At 67.3% G+C, this 15,959-nt stretch carries 14 protein-coding genes; 9 read left to right on the forward strand and 5 right to left on the reverse strand.

What is annotated here, in order from left to right; genetic code table 11:
- The 4 genes from KIH07_RS14185 to KIH07_RS14200 form a co-directional block, all read right to left on the reverse strand.
- Positions 1 to 2,589 carry a PAS domain S-box protein gene (locus KIH07_RS14185; protein WP_226492591.1) on the reverse strand — a complete coding sequence of 863 codons (2,589 nt, stop codon included), beginning with the start codon at positions 2,587 to 2,589 and terminating at the stop codon, positions 1 to 3.
- Positions 2,590 to 2,673: 84 nt separating this feature from the next.
- Positions 2,674 to 3,549, reverse strand: coding sequence for a sulfurtransferase (locus KIH07_RS14190; protein ID WP_226494712.1), 876 nt, complete (start codon positions 3,547 to 3,549; stop codon positions 2,674 to 2,676).
- Between the two features lie 84 nt (positions 3,550 to 3,633).
- The gene (locus KIH07_RS14195; protein ID WP_226492592.1) at positions 3,634 to 4,524 is read right to left on the reverse strand and encodes a DMT family transporter; all 891 of its coding nucleotides are present in this window, start codon (positions 4,522 to 4,524) and stop codon (positions 3,634 to 3,636) included.
- A gap of 107 nt (positions 4,525 to 4,631) precedes the next feature.
- The gene (locus KIH07_RS14200; RefSeq protein ID WP_226492593.1) at positions 4,632 to 5,771 is read right to left on the reverse strand and encodes an aromatic ring-hydroxylating oxygenase subunit alpha; all 1,140 of its coding nucleotides are present in this window, start codon (positions 5,769 to 5,771) and stop codon (positions 4,632 to 4,634) included.
- A gap of 324 nt (positions 5,772 to 6,095) precedes the next feature.
- On the opposite strand from KIH07_RS14200, the gene xseB reads away from it, so the two are divergent.
- The 7 genes from xseB to dut all read left to right on the forward strand — a co-directional run bounded on the left by xseB (position 6,096) and on the right by dut (position 13,612).
- Positions 6,096 to 6,365, forward strand: a complete 270-nt coding sequence (gene xseB / locus KIH07_RS14205; RefSeq protein ID WP_226492594.1) for an exodeoxyribonuclease VII small subunit — start codon at positions 6,096 to 6,098, stop codon at positions 6,363 to 6,365.
- Between the two features lie 5 nt (positions 6,366 to 6,370).
- Positions 6,371 to 7,267 carry a polyprenyl synthetase family protein gene (locus KIH07_RS14210; protein WP_226494713.1) on the forward strand — a complete coding sequence of 299 codons (897 nt, stop codon included), beginning with the start codon at positions 6,371 to 6,373 and terminating at the stop codon, positions 7,265 to 7,267.
- A 37-nt stretch (positions 7,268 to 7,304) separates the two neighbouring features.
- Positions 7,305 to 9,200, forward strand: a complete 1,896-nt coding sequence (gene dxs, locus KIH07_RS14215; RefSeq protein WP_226492595.1) for a 1-deoxy-D-xylulose-5-phosphate synthase — start codon at positions 7,305 to 7,307, stop codon at positions 9,198 to 9,200.
- Between the two features lie 249 nt (positions 9,201 to 9,449).
- Positions 9,450 to 10,529, forward strand: a complete 1,080-nt coding sequence (locus KIH07_RS14220; RefSeq protein ID WP_226492596.1) for a TRAP transporter substrate-binding protein — start codon at positions 9,450 to 9,452, stop codon at positions 10,527 to 10,529.
- Between the two features lie 176 nt (positions 10,530 to 10,705).
- Positions 10,706 to 11,326, forward strand: coding sequence for a TRAP transporter small permease subunit (locus KIH07_RS14225; RefSeq protein WP_226492597.1), 621 nt, complete (start codon positions 10,706 to 10,708; stop codon positions 11,324 to 11,326).
- Between the two features lie 2 nt (positions 11,327 to 11,328).
- Positions 11,329 to 13,137, forward strand: coding sequence for a TRAP transporter large permease (locus tag KIH07_RS14230; RefSeq protein ID WP_226492598.1), 1,809 nt, complete (start codon positions 11,329 to 11,331; stop codon positions 13,135 to 13,137).
- A 25-nt stretch (positions 13,138 to 13,162) separates the two neighbouring features.
- Positions 13,163 to 13,612 (forward strand): dUTP diphosphatase, encoded by a 450-nt coding sequence (gene dut / locus KIH07_RS14235; RefSeq protein WP_226492599.1) that lies wholly within the window; start codon positions 13,163 to 13,165, stop codon positions 13,610 to 13,612.
- 75 nt (positions 13,613 to 13,687) lie between these two features.
- On the opposite strand, the gene KIH07_RS14240 is transcribed toward dut, so the two are convergent.
- Complete coding sequence (locus KIH07_RS14240) at positions 13,688 to 14,242, reverse strand: FKBP-type peptidyl-prolyl cis-trans isomerase (protein WP_226492600.1); 555 nt, start codon at positions 14,240 to 14,242, stop codon at positions 13,688 to 13,690.
- Between the two features lie 14 nt (positions 14,243 to 14,256).
- On the opposite strand from KIH07_RS14240, the gene KIH07_RS14245 reads away from it, so the two are divergent.
- Positions 14,257 to 15,408: a cupin domain-containing protein gene (locus KIH07_RS14245; RefSeq protein WP_226492601.1), complete on the forward strand. Its 1,152-nt coding sequence runs from the start codon at positions 14,257 to 14,259 to the stop codon at positions 15,406 to 15,408.
- 27 nt (positions 15,409 to 15,435) lie between these two features.
- Complete coding sequence (locus tag KIH07_RS14250) at positions 15,436 to 15,954, forward strand: hypothetical protein (RefSeq protein WP_226492602.1); 519 nt, start codon at positions 15,436 to 15,438, stop codon at positions 15,952 to 15,954.
- Positions 15,955 to 15,959 lie beyond the last annotated feature (5 nt).

The following is a 15,959-nucleotide window of genomic DNA, read 5'->3' on the forward strand; positions in this document are numbered from 1 at the left end:
TTACGCGGTGGGGGAGGGGACTGGCGGTGGGGGCGCGCCCACCGGCCCGGTGCCGGCCGCCAGCGTGAAGTGGAACACCGCGCCCTGGCCCGGCGCGGCCGAGCCGCTGATGTTGCCGCCGTGGCGTTCCACGATGCGGCGCACCGTGGCCAGGCCGATGCCGGCGCCCTCGAACTCGCTGGGCATGTGCAGGCGCTGGAAGGGTTTGAACAGCTTGTCCGCGTAGGCCATGTTGAAGCCCGTGCCGTTGTCGCTCACGAAGAAGGCTGGCGCCGACGGCCCGTAGCCGGGTAGGCGGCCGAAGGTGATCCGGGCGTCGGCCTGGTCGCGCGAATATTTGACGGCGTTGCCCAGCAGGTTCTCCAGCGCGATGCGCACCAGCCGGGCGTCGCACTGGCAGTGGAGCTCGGGTTCGATGTGCCAGTGGATGCTGCGTTGGGGCTGCCGGCTGCGCTCGAACTCCAGGATGCAGTGCGCCATGTCGCTCAGGTCCACCAGCTCGCGTTTGAGCGTGCTCTGGCTGATGCGCGCCAGGGCCAGCAGGTCGGCGATCAACTGACCCATGCGCCGGGTGGAGGCGAGCACGCGCTGGAGCAGCTGTTGTTCGTCGGGTTTCAGGCGGTCGTGCAGCTGCTCCGTGAGCAACTGCGTGAAGCCGTCGATGGCCCGCAGGGGGGACTTCAGGTCGTGCGACACGGAGTAGGCGAACGAGTCGAGCTCGGCGTTGAGCTTTTTCAGCTCGGCGGTGCGTTCGCTCACCCGCTGTTCCAGCGTTTCGTTCAGGCGCTGGATCTCGCGCTCGCGGCGCAGGCGCACCAGTTCGGCCCCGGCGCGGCTGGCAAAGATGGAAAACAGCGCTTCGATCTCGGGTTTCATCTCGATGGGGCGGGTCCACAGCGCGTTGATGACGCCGATGGGCGTGTCGTCGGCGTCGCGCAGCGACTGGCCCACATAGGCCTGAAAGCCGGCCCGCACCAGCGGGACGTAGTGGGGGAAATGCCGGGCGAGGTCGCTGGGGTAGACCACCAGGCCGGGCTGGTCGATCGCCTGGCCGCAGGGCACGTGGTCAATGTCGAAGCTGAAACCGGCGCCTTCGATGCCATCGCGCGAGACCGCGAGCGTGCGCACCCGCCGCTGCGGGGCCAGTTCGCCCACGATGACCATGTCGGCCCCCAGCGCCTGGGCCATGTAGCGGGTGAGCTCGCTGAAGAAGGCTTCTCCGGTGTGGCCCGACACGCCCCGCGCGATGTAGAGCAACTGCGCCTCGCGCTGTTTTTCCGCGCTGGTGTCCACCGTGCAAGACAGCATGCATTCCTCGCCGTCGATCTCGATGAGCTCGGCCCAGAGCCGGGCATCGGCCATGCTGCCGTCCTTGCGCCGCACACGGATGTCGTGCCCATGCACGTGCTCTTCGCGGCGCAGCCGTTCCACGAACGCGGCGCGCTCTGCGGCGCTGGACCAGGCGCCGGTTTCCAGCGATGTCCGGCCCTTGAGTTCGTCGCCGCGGTAGCCCTGCAGGCTTTCGCGGGACACGTTGACTTCCAGGTAGGTGCCGTCCGAGAGGCGGGTGATGGCCATGTTCAGGGGGCTGAAGTTGAAGGCCTTGGCGAAGCGCTCCTCGGAGCGGCGCAGGCGCTCGGTCGCCTGGGCCTGCCGGCTGATGTCGGCCACCGTGGTGATGATCAGCCGGTCCTCGGCGTCGTTGCCCAGCTCCGAGGAGATCAGGGCATCGAAGGTGCTGCCGTCGGCCCGCAACCCGGTGACGGGCTGTTCCGTCACACGGCGCAGCGCGAACAGGCGCTGCGCATGGACTTCGCGCTCGGCCGGGGCGCCCCAGAGGAAGTGATCGGTGCGACCCAGGACCTGTTCGCGGGTGTAGCCGTAGCAGCGCTCGAACGCGGGGTTCACGTCCAGAATCATGCCGGTGCGGGCCGACTGGGCGATCATGGGGCTGGGGTTGGTGCTGAAGATGAGGGCGAAGCGCTCCAGGCTGCGGTCGCGTTCCTGCTCGGTGCGCCTGCGCAGTTCCAGCTCCTGCATCTGCCGGTCGAAGGCCTGGCGCGCGCGCATGCGGCTGTAGAACACCATGATGCCCACCAGCACCAGCGTGGCCGAGTGGGTGAGCCAGACGCTGATGCCCACGTCGAAGCCGGCCGGGTGCAGCCAGCCCCGCGTTTCCGCGTAGCTCAGCAGCCCGAGCGCCGCCACGCTGAAGGCCACCGAACCCACCAGGGCGGCGCGCCCGAGGAAGATGCCCGCGCCCGCCACCGCGGCCACGAACAACACCACCCCGGCCGTGCGCACGGAGCCGTAGGCCAACACCGCGAAGACCGCCGCGAAAAGCACCGAGAACACCAGCACGTGCGCGACGTAGCGCGTGTAGCCGCGGCGCAGCATGATCAGGGCGCCCCACCCGGTGAGGGCGATCAGGGCCGGTGCGATGACTTGCTGCGGATAGGACGTGTTCAGGTAGACCAGCGGCGTGACCAGGGTGGCGACCGCGCCGATCAGCAGCGAGATTCTCTGCAGGGTGACCGGTCGGGACGCGCTGTCGGCGTCGGTGGGGTGCGATGGGCTGGGGTGGGGCACGGGTCGGCTCGGGTGGGGGCGCCGCAGTGGGGCCTGGGTTCAGGTTCCAAGCGGGCGCCGTCGGACCCCTGTTGTATCGGCCGATCAGGCCGGGACTTGACTGCGGGCGCAGGGCACGCCGGGCGTGTTGCACCACTCGCTCCAGCTGCCCGGGTAGAGCCGGGCCGTGCCCAGGCCCGCCACCTCCATGGCCAGCAGGTTGGGGATGGCGCTGACGCCGCTGCCGCAGTGGTGCACCACCGTGGCGGGGTCGCGCTGGCCGAGCAGTGCGCGGAACTCGGCGCGCAGTTGTTCCGCGGGTTTGAACCGGCCATCGGGCCCCAGGTTTTCGCTGAACGGCCGGTTCAGGGCGCCCGGGATGTGGCCGGCGACGGGGTCGAGGGGTTCAACCTCGCCCCGGAAACGGGCGTTGGCCCGCGCGTCGATCAGGGTCAGGCCGGCGTCGCCGATGCGCGCGGCGATCTCGCCGGTGGTGGCGGTGCCCACCCGGGCCGGGCCCAGTGGGTAGGGCGTGGCCTCGTCGGGCAGCGCCGGGCCGGGGCCGCTGTCTGTGGTGCCGCCGGTTTCCAGCCAGGCCTGCAGGCCGCCGTCAAGCACGGCCACCGCCTCGTGGCCGCACCACTTGAGCATCCACCACAGGCGGCCACAGTAGTTGGCGCCCTGGCGGTCGTAGACCACCACCTGCGCGCCAGGCGCGAGGCCGGTGCGGCCCAGCCAGCCGGCCAGGCGCTCGCGCGAGGGCAGGGGGTGGCGCCCGCCGCTGGCGCGGTCGGGGCTGGCCTTGTCGCTCAGGTGGATGTCCAGGTCGGCGTGGATGGCGCCCGCGATGTGGCGGGTTTCGTATTGCGCGCGGCCGGCCTGCGGGTCCATCAGGTCGAAGCTGCAGTCGTAGATGCGCAGCGGCGCGCCGCTGTCCATCAGGTGTTGAAGTTCGGGGGCGGAGATCAGGGTGGAATGCATCGGGCCATTGTGCGGCAGCCGCACGGTCTTGACGATGCCACCAGGGCGCTGCATCCCTGCCGCGGCGTGCAGGGTTTCACGGCCTCAGTGTTCTTCTGCGGGGGCGTTGGGCACCGCGCGCGTGCGCAGCACGGTGGCGGTGATGCCGCTGACGATGATCAGCCCCATGCCCAGCCAGCCGATCAGCGGCAGCCGGTCGCCGAACACGGTCAGGCTGTACAGGCCCGCGAAGACGATGCCCGAGTACTGCAAGTTGGCCACCACCAGGGTGGCGCCGCTGGCGTAGGCGCGCGTCATGCACAACTGCCCGAGCACCGCGAGCAGGCCAATCGGCAGCAGCCACAGCGCGCTGGGCCAGTGCCAGGCGCTCACCCCGGTGAACACCATGCCCAGCCCGCCCGCGAGCACCGCGCCGATGGAGAAATAGAACACCGTGCGGCTCTCGGGCTCGCCCAGGCGCGAGAGCGCCGTCACCTGCAGGTAGGCGAAGGCCGCGAAGAGGCCCGAGAGCAGCCCGACCAGGGCACCGAGCACCTGGTCCGGGGCCAGCGTGGGGCGCAGCATCATGGCCACGCCGCCGAAGCCGGCGAGCACCGCCAGGAACAGCGGCCCCTGTTGTTTGATGGGTGCGTTGCGGCCCTGCGTCAGCAGCGCGCCGCCGAGCAGGAAGGTGGCGATCCAGACGCTGCTCATGTAGTTCAGCGTCATGGCCGTGGCCAGGGGCAGCGCGGCGATGGCGTAGAACCAGGCGGTGAGCGAGATCACCCCCACCACGCTGCGCCAGACGTGCATCATGGGCACCTGGGTGCGCAGCGAGACGCCGCGCAGGCGGGTCAGGCCGATCAGGAAGACCACCCCCACCATGCCCCGGTAGCAGACGATCTCGAAACTGTTGAAGTGCACCGACGCGAATTTGATGCAGACCCCCATGGAGGCGAACAGCAGCGAGGCCAACAGCATCCACAGGGCTTGCACGCTTCAACCCCCCTGCGCCGCCTGCGGCGTCACCCCCCCAGGGGGGCGCCACTGGCGGCCCGGCAAAGCCGGTTCCGCGGTGGCCTGGGGCAAATGCGCGCGGATGCTCACTCCGTTCGCATCCGCGACCTGTACCACTCGTGGAAATGCTGCATGCCGTCTTCCATCGGGCTTTGGTAGGGGCCGACCTCGTTGTCGCCGCGCAGCAGCAGCGCCTTGCGGCCTGCGTCCATGCGCTCACCGATCTCGTCGTCCTCGATGCAGGTTTCCATGTAGGCCGCCTGCTGGGCCTCGACGAATTCGCGCTCGAAAGCGGCGATTTCCTCGGGGTAATAGAACTCCACCATGTTGAGCGTCTTGTCCACGCTGACCGGGTGCAGGGTGGAGACGGTCAGCACATGCGGGTACCACTCCACCATGATGTGGGGGTAGTAGGTCAACCAGATCGCGCCGTGTTCGGGCGCCGCCCCGTTGCGGTACCGCATGAGCTGTTGCTGCCAGCGCTGGTACACCGGGCTGCCGGCCTTGCCCAGCAGGTTGGCCGCGCCCACGGTCTGCACCGAGTACTCGGGCTTGAATTCCCAGCGCAGGTCGTCACAGGTGACGAAGCCGCCCAGGCCGGGGTGGAACGGGACGACGTGGTAGTCCTCCAGATAGACCTCGATGAAGGTCTTCCAGTTGTAGTTGCATTCGTGCAGCTCGACGTGGTCCAGCACCATGCCCTCGAAATTGAGCGCCGCGCGCGGGCCCATGTTCGCCAGGTCGGCCTCGATGTCGCGCCCGTTGTCCTCGAACAGCAGGCCGTTCCAGGAGCGCAGCGGGTAGTTGTTCAGGTCCAGGCAGGGGTCGTGCTCGAAATGCGGCGCCCCCAGCAGGCCGCCGGCCTTGCCGCCCTGGCCGCCGCTGTAGGTCCAGCGGTGCAGCGGGCAGACGATGTTGCCCCCGGCGCTGCCGCTGCGGTTGTCACCCAGATTGCCGCGGCCCTTGAGCATGATGGCCTGGCGGTGGCGGCAGATGTTGGACACCAGTTCCACGCCGGCGTCGGTGCGCACCAGTGCCCGGCCACCCGCTTCCTGGGGCAGGGCGTGGTAGTCACCTCGGTTGGGAACCGCGAGTTCGTGTCCCACATAGCGGGGACCTCGCTGGAAGAGGGTTTCCAGTTCGCGCTGGAACAGCGCCTGGTCGAAATAGCTGGAAACCGGGAGTTGGCTTCTGGCCTGCTGGAGTTGAAGACTTAAATCAGACATGGAGGTCTTGACCTAGAGACTCCCCCTATGAAGGGGCAGGGTAAGCGCTGGTCGAAAATCGAATTCGCGCGGGATGGGTGGAGTGGTGCGTCCCTCCGGACAGGGGCTGTCCGTCAGTGATGAAAAAGGAGGCGGATTGTACCCCGGGGGTGTCGGCGAGGCCCCCGCTGGCGCCGGGTGGTCGGGCGCGGCACGCGGTTTCTTGGGCCACAGGGCTAAAATCCGCGATTCGGTGGGCTGGCCGGCCAGATGCGCGGCGCGCACCCCGTTGGGGCCGGCCGTGGCCCGCCCCCGCGGGCTCTCCGATTGCTTTGCAACTGCTCCATGACCTCACCCTCCACTCCCAAGAAAACCCCATCATCGGCCCGCGCCGGTGCGGCCAGTGACGTGGCCACCAGCTACGAAGCCGCTCAGGAAGAGCTGGAGCAACTGGTGGCCCAGCTCGACGCCGGCCAACTGCCCCTGGACCAACTGCTCACGCGCTACCAGCGCGGGGCCGAACTGCTCGCTTTCTGCCGCGGCCGGCTCGAAGCGGTGGAAAACCAGATCAAGGTGCTGGAAGGCGGCGAACTCAAACCCTGGGACGCCGCGTGAACACATTGCTTTCAGACACCCGCGCCTTCGTTGCCTGGCGCGAAGCGCAGCAGGCGGCGGTGGAACACGCTTTGTCCGGGTGGGTGCCGCTGGACGCGCCCGCCGGCCTGGGCGAGGCCATGCGCTACGCCGTGCTTGACGGGGGCAAACGCCTGCGCCCCTTGCTGGTGCTGGCCACCAGCGGTGCCGTGAACGGCGCGCCGGGTGCCGCGATGCGCGCGGCCTGCTCGGTGGAGCTGATCCACGCCTACTCGCTGGTGCACGACGACATGCCCTGCATGGACAACGATGTGCTGCGCCGGGGCAAGCCCACGGTGCATGTGCGGTTTGGCGAGGCCCAGGCCCTGCTCGCGGGCGACGCCCTGCAGGCCCTGGCTTTTGAGCTGCTGGTGCCGGGCGACGGCAGCCTGGAGGCGGGCATGTCCGCCACCCTGTGCCGGCTGCTGGCGCTCTCGGCCGGTGCCGAGGGCATGGCCGGCGGGCAGGCCGTGGACCTGGCCAGCGTCGGCTTGGCGCTGGACCAGGCCGCGCTGGAAGCCATGCACCGCCAGAAGACCGGTGCCCTGCTGCAGGCCAGCGTCATGATGGGCGCGGCCACGGGGCAGGCCTCCGAAACCACCCGCACGCAGCTGGCGCGTTACGGCGCCAGCCTGGGCCTGGCGTTCCAGGTGGTGGACGACATCCTCGACGTCACCGCCGATTCGGCCACCCTGGGCAAGACCGCGGGCAAGGACGCCGCCTGCGACAAACCCACCTTTGTTTCCCTGATGGGGCTGGACCAGGCGCAGGCCTACGCGGACCGCGTGCTGGACCAGGCGCACGATGCGCTGCGCCACAGCGGCCTGACCCACACCGACACCCTGCACGCCCTGGCCGACTGGGTGGGCCGCCGTGCCCACTGATGAGCCCCGTCCCTCAAGAGACCCAAGCGACAACCCCATGAACCCATTGCTGCCCACCATCGAGTCGCCCGCAGATCTGCGGCGCCTCGCGCGCACCCAGTTGCAACCCCTGGCCAATGAGTTGCGGACGTTCGTGCTGGAGAGCGTGGCACGCACCGGCGGCCACCTCAGCTCCAACCTGGGCACGGTGGAGCTCACCGTGGCGCTGCACTACGTGTTCAACACCCCCGAGGACCGGCTGGTCTGGGACGTGGGCCACCAGACCTACCCGCACAAGATCCTCACCGGTCGCCGCGACCGCATGCACAGCCTGCGCCAGCAGGGCGGCATCAGCGGTTTTCCGCGCCGCGAGGAAAGCGAATACGACACCTTCGGCACGGCGCATTCGTCCACCAGCATCTCGGCCGCGCTGGGCATGGCGCTGGCCTCCCGGATCAAGGGCGAGAAGCGCCATTCCGTGGCCATCATCGGCGACGGCGCCATGACGGCGGGCATGGCCTTCGAAGCGCTGAACAACGCGGGTGTGGCCGAAGGCCGGCTGCTGGTGGTGCTCAACGACAACGACATGTCGATCAGTCCGCCGGTGGGCGCGCTCAACCGCTACCTGGCCCAGCTCATGAGCGGCCAGTTCTACGCCGCGGCGAAAAACGTGGGCAAGCAGGTGTTGCGCGGCGCGCCGCCCCTGTTCGAGCTGGCCAAGCGCCTGGAAGAACACGCCAAAGGCATGGTGGTGCCGGCCACGTTGTTCGAAAAATTCGGTTTCAACTACATCGGCCCGATCGACGGCCACGATCTCGACTCGCTCATCCCCACGCTGGAGAACATCCGCCACCTGCTGGAGACCGACAGCGGCCCGCAGTTCCTGCATGTGGTCACCAAGAAAGGCCAGGGCTACAAGCTGGCCGAAGCCGACCCGGTGGCCTACCACGGCCCGGGCAAGTTCGACCCCGCCGTGGGGCTGACGAAACCCGCCACGCCGCCCAAGACCACCTTCACCCAGGTGTTTGGCCAGTGGCTGTGCGACATGGCCGAGGCCGATCCGCGCCTGGTCGGCATCACGCCGGCCATGCGCGAGGGTTCGGGCATGGTCGAATTCGAGCGCCGTTTTCCGGCCCGCTATTTCGACGTCGGCATCGCCGAACAGCACGCGGTCACCTTCGCCGCGGGCCTGGCCTGCGAGGGCATGAAGCCGGTGGTGGCGATCTATTCCACCTTCCTGCAGCGCGCCTACGACCAACTGATCCACGACGTGGCCCTGCAGAACCTGCCGGTGGTGTTCGCGCTGGACCGTGCGGGCCTGGTGGGGGCCGATGGCGCCACCCACGCGGGGGCGTACGACATCGCGTTCCTGCGCTGCATCCCCAACATGGCCGTGGCCTGCCCGTCCGACGAGGCCGAATGCCGCCAGTTGCTGAGCACGGCCTTCGAACAGGACCACCCGGTGGCCGTGCGCTACCCGCGCGGTGCCGGTGTCGGCGCGGTGCAGCCCAGCGGGCTGGAGGCGCTGCCCTACGGCCGCGGCGAATGGACCCACAAAGGACGCGGCGTGGCGATCCTGGCGTTCGGCACCCTGCTGCACCCGGCGCTCGCGGCGGCGCAACGCCTGGGGGCGAGCGTGGCCAACATGCGCTGGGCCAAACCGCTGGACCTGGCGCTGTTGCGCGAACTCGCGGCCTCACACCAGGCGCTGGTGACGGTCGAGGAAGGCTGCCTCCAGGGCGGGGCCGGTAGCGCCGTGCTCGAAGCCCTGCAGGCCGAGGGCCTGACACTGCCGGTGCTGCAACTGGGGCTGCCCGACGAGTTCATCGAGCACGGTGACCCGGCCAGGCTGCTGGCCATGCTGGGGCTGGACGCCGCCGGCATTGAGCGCTCGGTGCGCGCACGCTTCGCGGACCTGCTCGACGCCGCTCCGGGCCTGAAAGTCGCGGCCTGATCGGCGCTGCGTCCGCTGCCGCGGGCTGAAGAAATTTCACGCCCCTGTTGAGCCTGCTTTCATGGGCCGGACCGGGGGTCGGCCGAAGCTTGCAGAACACTGAACACCTGTGCCAAAAGGGCGGTTCTTCGAGGGAAAACCCGCAAGAGGTGGGGGAGGGGTGTTCCTACAATGGCCCGGACTGTTGAAAGTCCCTGGCCGCATCAGAACCGGCCGGGTTGTGCAGAACCAACCACGGAGTCAATCAATATGGATCGTCGTTCCCTCATCAAGCACGCAGGCATCGCCGGTGTGCTGGCCGCAGGAGCCGCCCCCGCCGTTCATGCGCAGGCCGCCATCCGCTGGCGTCTGGCTTCCAGCTTCCCCAAGGCGCTGGACACCATCTACGGCGCAGCCGACGTGTTTGCCAAGAAGGTCGGCGAAATGTCCGGCGGCAAGTTCAGCATCACGGTGCACCCCGGTGGTGAGCTCATGCCCGCCTTCGGTGTGGTGGACGGCGTGCAGGAAGGCACCGTGGAGTGCGCGCACACCGCGCCTTATTACTTCTTCGGCAAGGACGACACCTTCGCCATGGACTGCGCCATCCCCTTCGGTCTCAACAGCCGCCAGATGACGGCCTGGATGTACGAAGGCAACGGCATGAAGCTGTTCCGTGAGTTCTACGAAGGCTACAACATCGTCAACTTCCCCATGGGCAACACCGGCGCCCAGATGGGCGGCTGGTACCGCAAGGAAATCAAGACGCTGGAAGACATCAAGGGTCTGAAGATGCGCATCGGCGGTTTCGCCGGCAAGGTGCTCACCACCATGGGTGGCGTGCCGCAGAACATCCCCGGCGGCGAGATCTACCAGGCGCTGGAAAAAGGCACCATCGACGCCACCGAGTGGGTGGGTCCGTACGACGACCAGAAGCTGGGCTTCAACAAGGTCGCCAAGAACTACTACTACCCCGGCTGGTGGGAAGGCGGCCCGCAGCTCTCGCTGTACGTCAACAACAAGGCCTTCAACGCCCTGTCGGCAGAAAACAAGGCCATCGTGGAGTGCGCGTCTGCCATCGCCCACACCACCATGCAGGCCAAGTACGACGCCCTGAACCCGGCCGCGCTCAAGCAACTGGTGGCCGCCGGTACCAAGGTGCTGCCGTTCCCCAAGGTCGTGATGGACGCCGCGTTCAAGAACTCGATGGCGCTGTACGACGACATCAGCTCCAAGAATCCGAAGTGGAAAAAGATCTACACGGACTACGCGGCTTTCCGCAAAGACCAGAACCTCTGGTTCCGTTTCACCGAAGCCCAGTTCGACCGCTACATGCAGTCGGCCAAGCTCTGATCGGTGCAGCGTCCGGCAAAAAGCCCCGCCCCGGCGGGGTTTTTTGCTCGGGCCTCGGCCGGCGCCCGACGGGGTGTCTGCCGGAGTCGTCCGTCAGGGCTTGTTCAGCCAGGGCGTGATCACTATGCATAGACTGACCGGTTGTCTTTGAACACCCAAACCCCGCGGGGAATTCCATGAAGCTTTTATTAACGCTCTCGCGTCTGATCGACGCCATCAGCCAACTCATCGGCAAGCTGGCCATGTGGCTCATTCTGGCGGCCACCCTCATCAGCGCGGGCAATGCCATCGTGCGCAAGCTTTTCAACACCAGTTCCAACGGACTGCTGGAAATCCAGTGGTATCTGTTCGCGGCGGTGTTCATGCTGGGCGCGGGCTACGCCTTTATGCGCAACGCCCATGTGCGCATCGATTTCATCTCTTCCAAATTCAGTGCGCGCGGGCGCAACTGGGTCGACATCTTCGGCATTCTGGTGTTCCTGTTCCCCCTGTGCTACATGATGGCCACGCTGGGCTGGCCGCTGTTCGAGCGCGCCTGGACCACGGGTGAGATGTCGTCCAACTCGGGTGGCTTGATTCGTTGGCCGGTGTTTCTCCTGATTCCCCTGGGTTTCACACTTTTGTCCGCGCAGGGCGTGAGCGAATTGATCAAACGCATTGCCTTCCTGACCGGCAACGGCCCCGATGCGCTGGCCCACGAAGGCCCCAGCGACGAAGAGCTGCTGGCCCAGCAACTGCTCGAAGAAGAAGAGCAGGAGCGGCTGAAACAAGAACAACAACTCAAGGGAGTGCAGTGATCATGGTTGAATTTCTGACTGCAAACTTCGTGCCGCTGATGTTCGGTGGCCTGTTGGTGTTCCTGCTCTCGGGGTTCCCGGTGGCGTTCGCGCTGGCCGCCACGGGCATGTTCTTCGGCTTCATCGGCATGGAAGTCGGGCTGTTTCCGTCCAACCTGTTCCAGGCTTTGCCGTTGCGGGTGTTTGGCATCATGCAGAACGACACCCTGCTGGCGATCCCGTTCTTCACGCTCATGGGCATCATCCTGGAACGCAGCCGCATGGCCGAAGACCTGCTGGCCACGGTGGCGCAGGTGTTCGGTCCCGTGCGCGGCGGTCTCGCCGTGGCGGTGATCCTGGTGGGCGCCTTGCTGGCGGCCACCACGGGCGTTGTGGCCGCTGCGGTGATCTCGATGGGGCTGATCTCGCTGCCCATCATGCTGCGCTATGGTTACAACCGCACGATTGCAACCGGCACCATCACCGCTTCGGGCACCCTGGCGCAAGCCATTCCGCCGTCGCTGGTGTTGATCGTGCTGGCCGACCAGTTGGGCCGTTCGGTCGGTGACATGTACTCCGGTGGTCTGATCCCCGGCCTGATGCTGGTGGGCCTGTACCTGCTGTTCATTGCGGTCGTGGCCATCGTCAAACCCGATTGGGTGCCGGCTCTGCCAGCCGAAGCGCGGGTCTTCAACGAACCCAATGGCAGCAGTGGTCACCGGTCCTTGTTGATCCTGTTGGCGATTTGCGGCGTTGCGGGCTATGCGTGGTCGCAGGTGCATCAGTCCGTCATCAACCCCCTGATCGGGCGCGAGATGGATGCGCCGGGTGACGAAATCGTCATCATGTCGCTCACGGTGGCCTCGTTCCTGGCGCTGTTCATGGCCCTGGTCAACAGCCTGTTCAAACTGGGTCTGCTGTCGCGACTGGCCGGTCAGGTGACCTTTGTGCTGATTCCGCCGCTGGTGCTCATCTTCCTGGTGCTGGGTACGATTTTCCTGGGCATTGCCACGCCCACCGAAGGTGGTGCCATGGGTGCCCTGGGCGCGCTGATCATGGCCGGTTCGCGCAAGCGCCTGTCGTGGAGCCTGATGACCCAGGCGCTGGAGAACACCACCAAGCTCGCGATCTTCGTGCTGTTCATCCTGATCGGCTCCACGGTGTTCAGCTTCACCTTCAACGCCGCCGACGGCCACATCTGGGTGGAACACCTGTTCGCCAAGTTGCCGGGTGGCCAGATGGGCTTCCTGCTGGTGGTGAACATACTGGTGTTCGTGCTGGGCATGTTCATCGACTTCTTTGAAATCGCCTTCATCGTGATCCCCCTGCTCGCGCCGGTGGCCGACAAACTGGGCATCGACCTGATCTGGTTCGGCATCATCCTGGCGATGAACCTGCAGACCTCGTTCCTCACGCCGCCCTTCGGTTTCGCGCTGTTCTATCTGCGCAGTGTGGCCGCTCGCAGCGACTACACCGACCACATCACCAAGAAGCGCATTCCGGCGGTGACCACGGCACAGATCTACAAGGGCTCGATCGCCTTCATCGTGCTGCAGCTCATCATGGTGGCGGTGGTCGTGTTCAACCCGGGGCTCGTCACCGGCAATCTGCAGAAAGCCGCCGTGGTCGACGACGCCACAGTGACCGACATGCTCAACAACATGCCAGGTATGGAGGAAGACACGCCAGCCGAGGGGGCCGAAGAAAGCGATCCCACCAAAGGCATGGAGGGCGCGGACTCCCAGCCCGCCGAACCCGCTGCGGGTGAAGCGCCGGCCGCCGAAGACGACCCGGCCAAGGCGCTGGAAGAGGCCATCAAAAAGGCCGAATGACGTTCACCGCGAGGAGCTTGACGACATGCAGATCGACGTGAAGGTGCTGGACCCGCGCATGGCGGACCAGTTGCCCGCCTACGCCACTCCCGGCAGCGCCGGCCTGGACCTGCGTGCCTGCCTGGACGCACCGCTGACCTTGGCGCCCAACGCCTGGCAACTGGTGCCCACCGGGCTGGCCATCCACCTGGCCGACCCGGGTTTCGCGGCCATGATCCTGCCGCGCTCCGGGCTTGGCCACAAGCACGGCATTGTCTTGGGCAATCTGGTGGGCCTGATCGACAGCGATTACCAGGGCCAGCTCATGGTGAGCGCCTGGAACCGCAGCGACGTGGCCTTCACCATCGAGCCCATGGAGCGCATCGCGCAGATGGTCATCGTGCCGGTGGTGCAGGCACGCTTCAACCTCGTGGAAGACTTCGCACAGGCCAGTGAGCGGGGCGCCGGGGGCTACGGCTCCACCGGTCGGGGTTGAGCCACCGGTCTTCGCCGGCCGCAAAGAAAAAGGGCGCCTTCGGGCGCCCTTTTGCATGGGGGGCTCGACGGGCGGTCAGTGCAGCGTGCGGGGGCCCGGTGGCGTGTCGTCCATGGTGCTGTCGGCCGGACCCTCGGTGTCCACCTGCATGCGGAAGAAGCCGGTGCCCAGCGTGCCGCGGCCCACTTCGCTGATCTGTGCCTCGCGCACGGTGTGCACCTTGAGCGTGATGCGCAGCGCGATGCCCGCCAGCGGGTGGTTGCCGTCCAGCACCACGTGTTCGGGGTAGATGTCGCTCACGAAATACAAGCGGTCTTGGGGCGCGGCCGGGTTGCAACCCGGGGGCAGACCCTCGAAGCCCATGCCTTCTTCGAGTTCCTCGGGGAACAGGTGGCGCGGTTCGAGGAACAGCAGGCGGTCGTCGTAGTCGCCGAAAGCGTTCTGGGGTTCCAGGTGCAGTTCCACCGTGTCACCGGCCGCATGGCCGAGCAGGGCTTCTTCGATTTTTGCGAGCAGGTCGCGCCCGCCCACCAGGAATTCAACGGGTTCGTCGAGCACGTCCAGCTCTTCACCCAGCGTGTCTTTGAGCGTCCAGGTCAGCGCCACGACGCATTGTTCGGTGATTTTCATCGGACAATTGTCCCATGACACAAGCCCCACACTCCAGCGCTGCAGAGACGCCCGACACCCCCCGCACCATGCTCGGTGGTCTTTCCCCCGCGCAGTTCATGCGCCGCTACTGGCAGAAAAAGCCCCTGCTGATTCGCAACGCCTTCCCCGGTTTCACCCCGTTCGTGAACCGGCAGGCGCTGTTTGCCATGGCGGCCGACGAGGTCGTGGAGTCGCGGATGATCGTGCACAAGGCCTCGGGCTGGACGCTGCGGCACGGTCCGTTCGCCCGCACGGTCTTCCCGCCGCTCAAGCAGCCGCGCTGGACGCTGTTGGTGCAGGGGGTGGACCTGCACCTGGACACCGGGCGCGAGCTGCTGGAGCGTTTCCGCTTTGTGCCCGACGCCCGGCTGGACGACCTGATGATCTCCTGGGCCAGCGACGGTGGCGGTGTCGGGCCCCATTTCGACAGCTACGACGTGTTCCTGCTCCAGGCCAGCGGCCAGCGCCACTGGCGCATCGGCCGCCAGAAAGACCTGTCGCTCGAACCGGACGTGCCACTGAAGATCCTCAGCCACTTCGAGCCCGAAGAAGAGCACCTGCTCAACCCCGGCGACATGCTCTACCTGCCGCCGCGCTGGGCGCACGACGGCGTGGCCGTGGGCGACGACTGCATGACCTACTCCATCGGTTTTCGCGTGCCGCAGCGCGGCGGTCTCGCGGGTGAGCTGTTGCAGCGCATGGCCGACGAGTTCGACGACACCACGCTCTACCGGGACCCGGACCAGGCCGCGACCGACACACCGGCCGCCATGCCTCCGGCCCTGGAGGCCTTTGCCGCCGACGCGCTGCAGCGGCTGCTGGCCGAGCGCCAGTCGCTGGCCTGCGCGCTGGGCGAGGTCATGACCGAGCCCAAACCCAAGGTCTGGTTCGAAGAGCCGCAGCACGACTGGGTGCCTGGTGCGCTGACGCTGGACCGGCGCACCCGCATGATGTACGACGCGCGCCATGTGTTCATCAACGGCGAGGGCTTTCGTGCCGCTGGGGCCGACGCCCGGCTGATGCGCAGCCTGGCCGACACGCGCTGCCTGGGCGCGCGGCAGGTGGCGCTGGCCAGCCCCGCCGCGCTGGCGCTGCTGCAGGACTGGTTTGAGGCCGGCTGGCTGCACTGCGCACCGACAGCCTGAGTTCATCCTTCTTCAGGAGGTCTCCACATGACCCACAGCGATGGCAACAGCGAACCGGTTCCGCAGGCCCTGCCCGTGGGGCGCATCGAGGGCCGGGAGGCCTTTGCCGGGCTGATCCGGCAGGCGCTGGCCTGCGCGGCGCGCGAAGGCTGGCCGCAGCTCGTGCTGAGCGACCCCGACTTCGCCGACTGGCCCCTGGGTGAGCGCGCGGTGGTGGACTCGCTGCAGGCCTGGTCCGGCCGTGGCCGGCACATCCAGTTCATGGCGCGCGACTTCGCGCCCTTGCGGCAGCTGCATCCGCGCCTGGTGCAATGGCGCACGACCTGGTCACACCTGGTGGAGGCCCATGCCTGCACGGGCGCCACTGGGGCCGACCTTCCCAGTGCGATCTGGTCACCGGGCTGGACCCTGGAACGGCTCGATGTGCTGCGCTGCACCCTGGTGGCCAGCGACGACGCCGAGCGGCGGGTGGCGCTGCGCGAGCGGCTTGATGCCTGCTGGCACAAGGGCAGCCCCTCGTTCGCTGCGACCACCCTGGGTTTGTGACGAAT

Source organism: Hydrogenophaga taeniospiralis (assembly GCF_020510445.1).
In the GTDB taxonomy this organism is placed as follows: Bacteria; Pseudomonadota; Gammaproteobacteria; order Burkholderiales; family Burkholderiaceae_C; genus Hydrogenophaga.

Bases quoted from the DNA above. Each gene is read 5' to 3' on its own strand.
- KIH07_RS14245 (WP_226492601.1), top strand. From the start codon at position 14,257: ATGACACAAGCCCCACACTCCAGCGCTGCAGAGACGCCCGACACCCCC.
- dxs (WP_226492595.1), top strand. From the start codon at position 7,305: ATGAACCCATTGCTGCCCACCATCGAGTCGCCCGCAGATCTGCGGCGC.
- KIH07_RS14250 (WP_226492602.1), top strand. From the start codon at position 15,436: ATGACCCACAGCGATGGCAACAGCGAACCGGTTCCGCAGGCCCTGCCC.
- KIH07_RS14220 (WP_226492596.1), top strand. From the start codon at position 9,450: ATGGATCGTCGTTCCCTCATCAAGCACGCAGGCATCGCCGGTGTGCTG.
- KIH07_RS14240 (WP_226492600.1), bottom strand. From the start codon at position 14,242: ATGAAAATCACCGAACAATGCGTCGTGGCGCTGACCTGGACGCTCAAA.
- KIH07_RS14225 (WP_226492597.1), top strand. From the start codon at position 10,706: ATGAAGCTTTTATTAACGCTCTCGCGTCTGATCGACGCCATCAGCCAA.
- dut (WP_226492599.1), top strand. From the start codon at position 13,163: ATGCAGATCGACGTGAAGGTGCTGGACCCGCGCATGGCGGACCAGTTG.
- KIH07_RS14190 (WP_226494712.1), bottom strand. From the start codon at position 3,549: ATGCATTCCACCCTGATCTCCGCCCCCGAACTTCAACACCTGATGGAC.
- xseB (WP_226492594.1), top strand. From the start codon at position 6,096: ATGACCTCACCCTCCACTCCCAAGAAAACCCCATCATCGGCCCGCGCC.
- KIH07_RS14200 (WP_226492593.1), bottom strand. From the start codon at position 5,771: ATGTCTGATTTAAGTCTTCAACTCCAGCAGGCCAGAAGCCAACTCCCG.
- KIH07_RS14230 (WP_226492598.1), top strand. From the start codon at position 11,329: ATGGTTGAATTTCTGACTGCAAACTTCGTGCCGCTGATGTTCGGTGGC.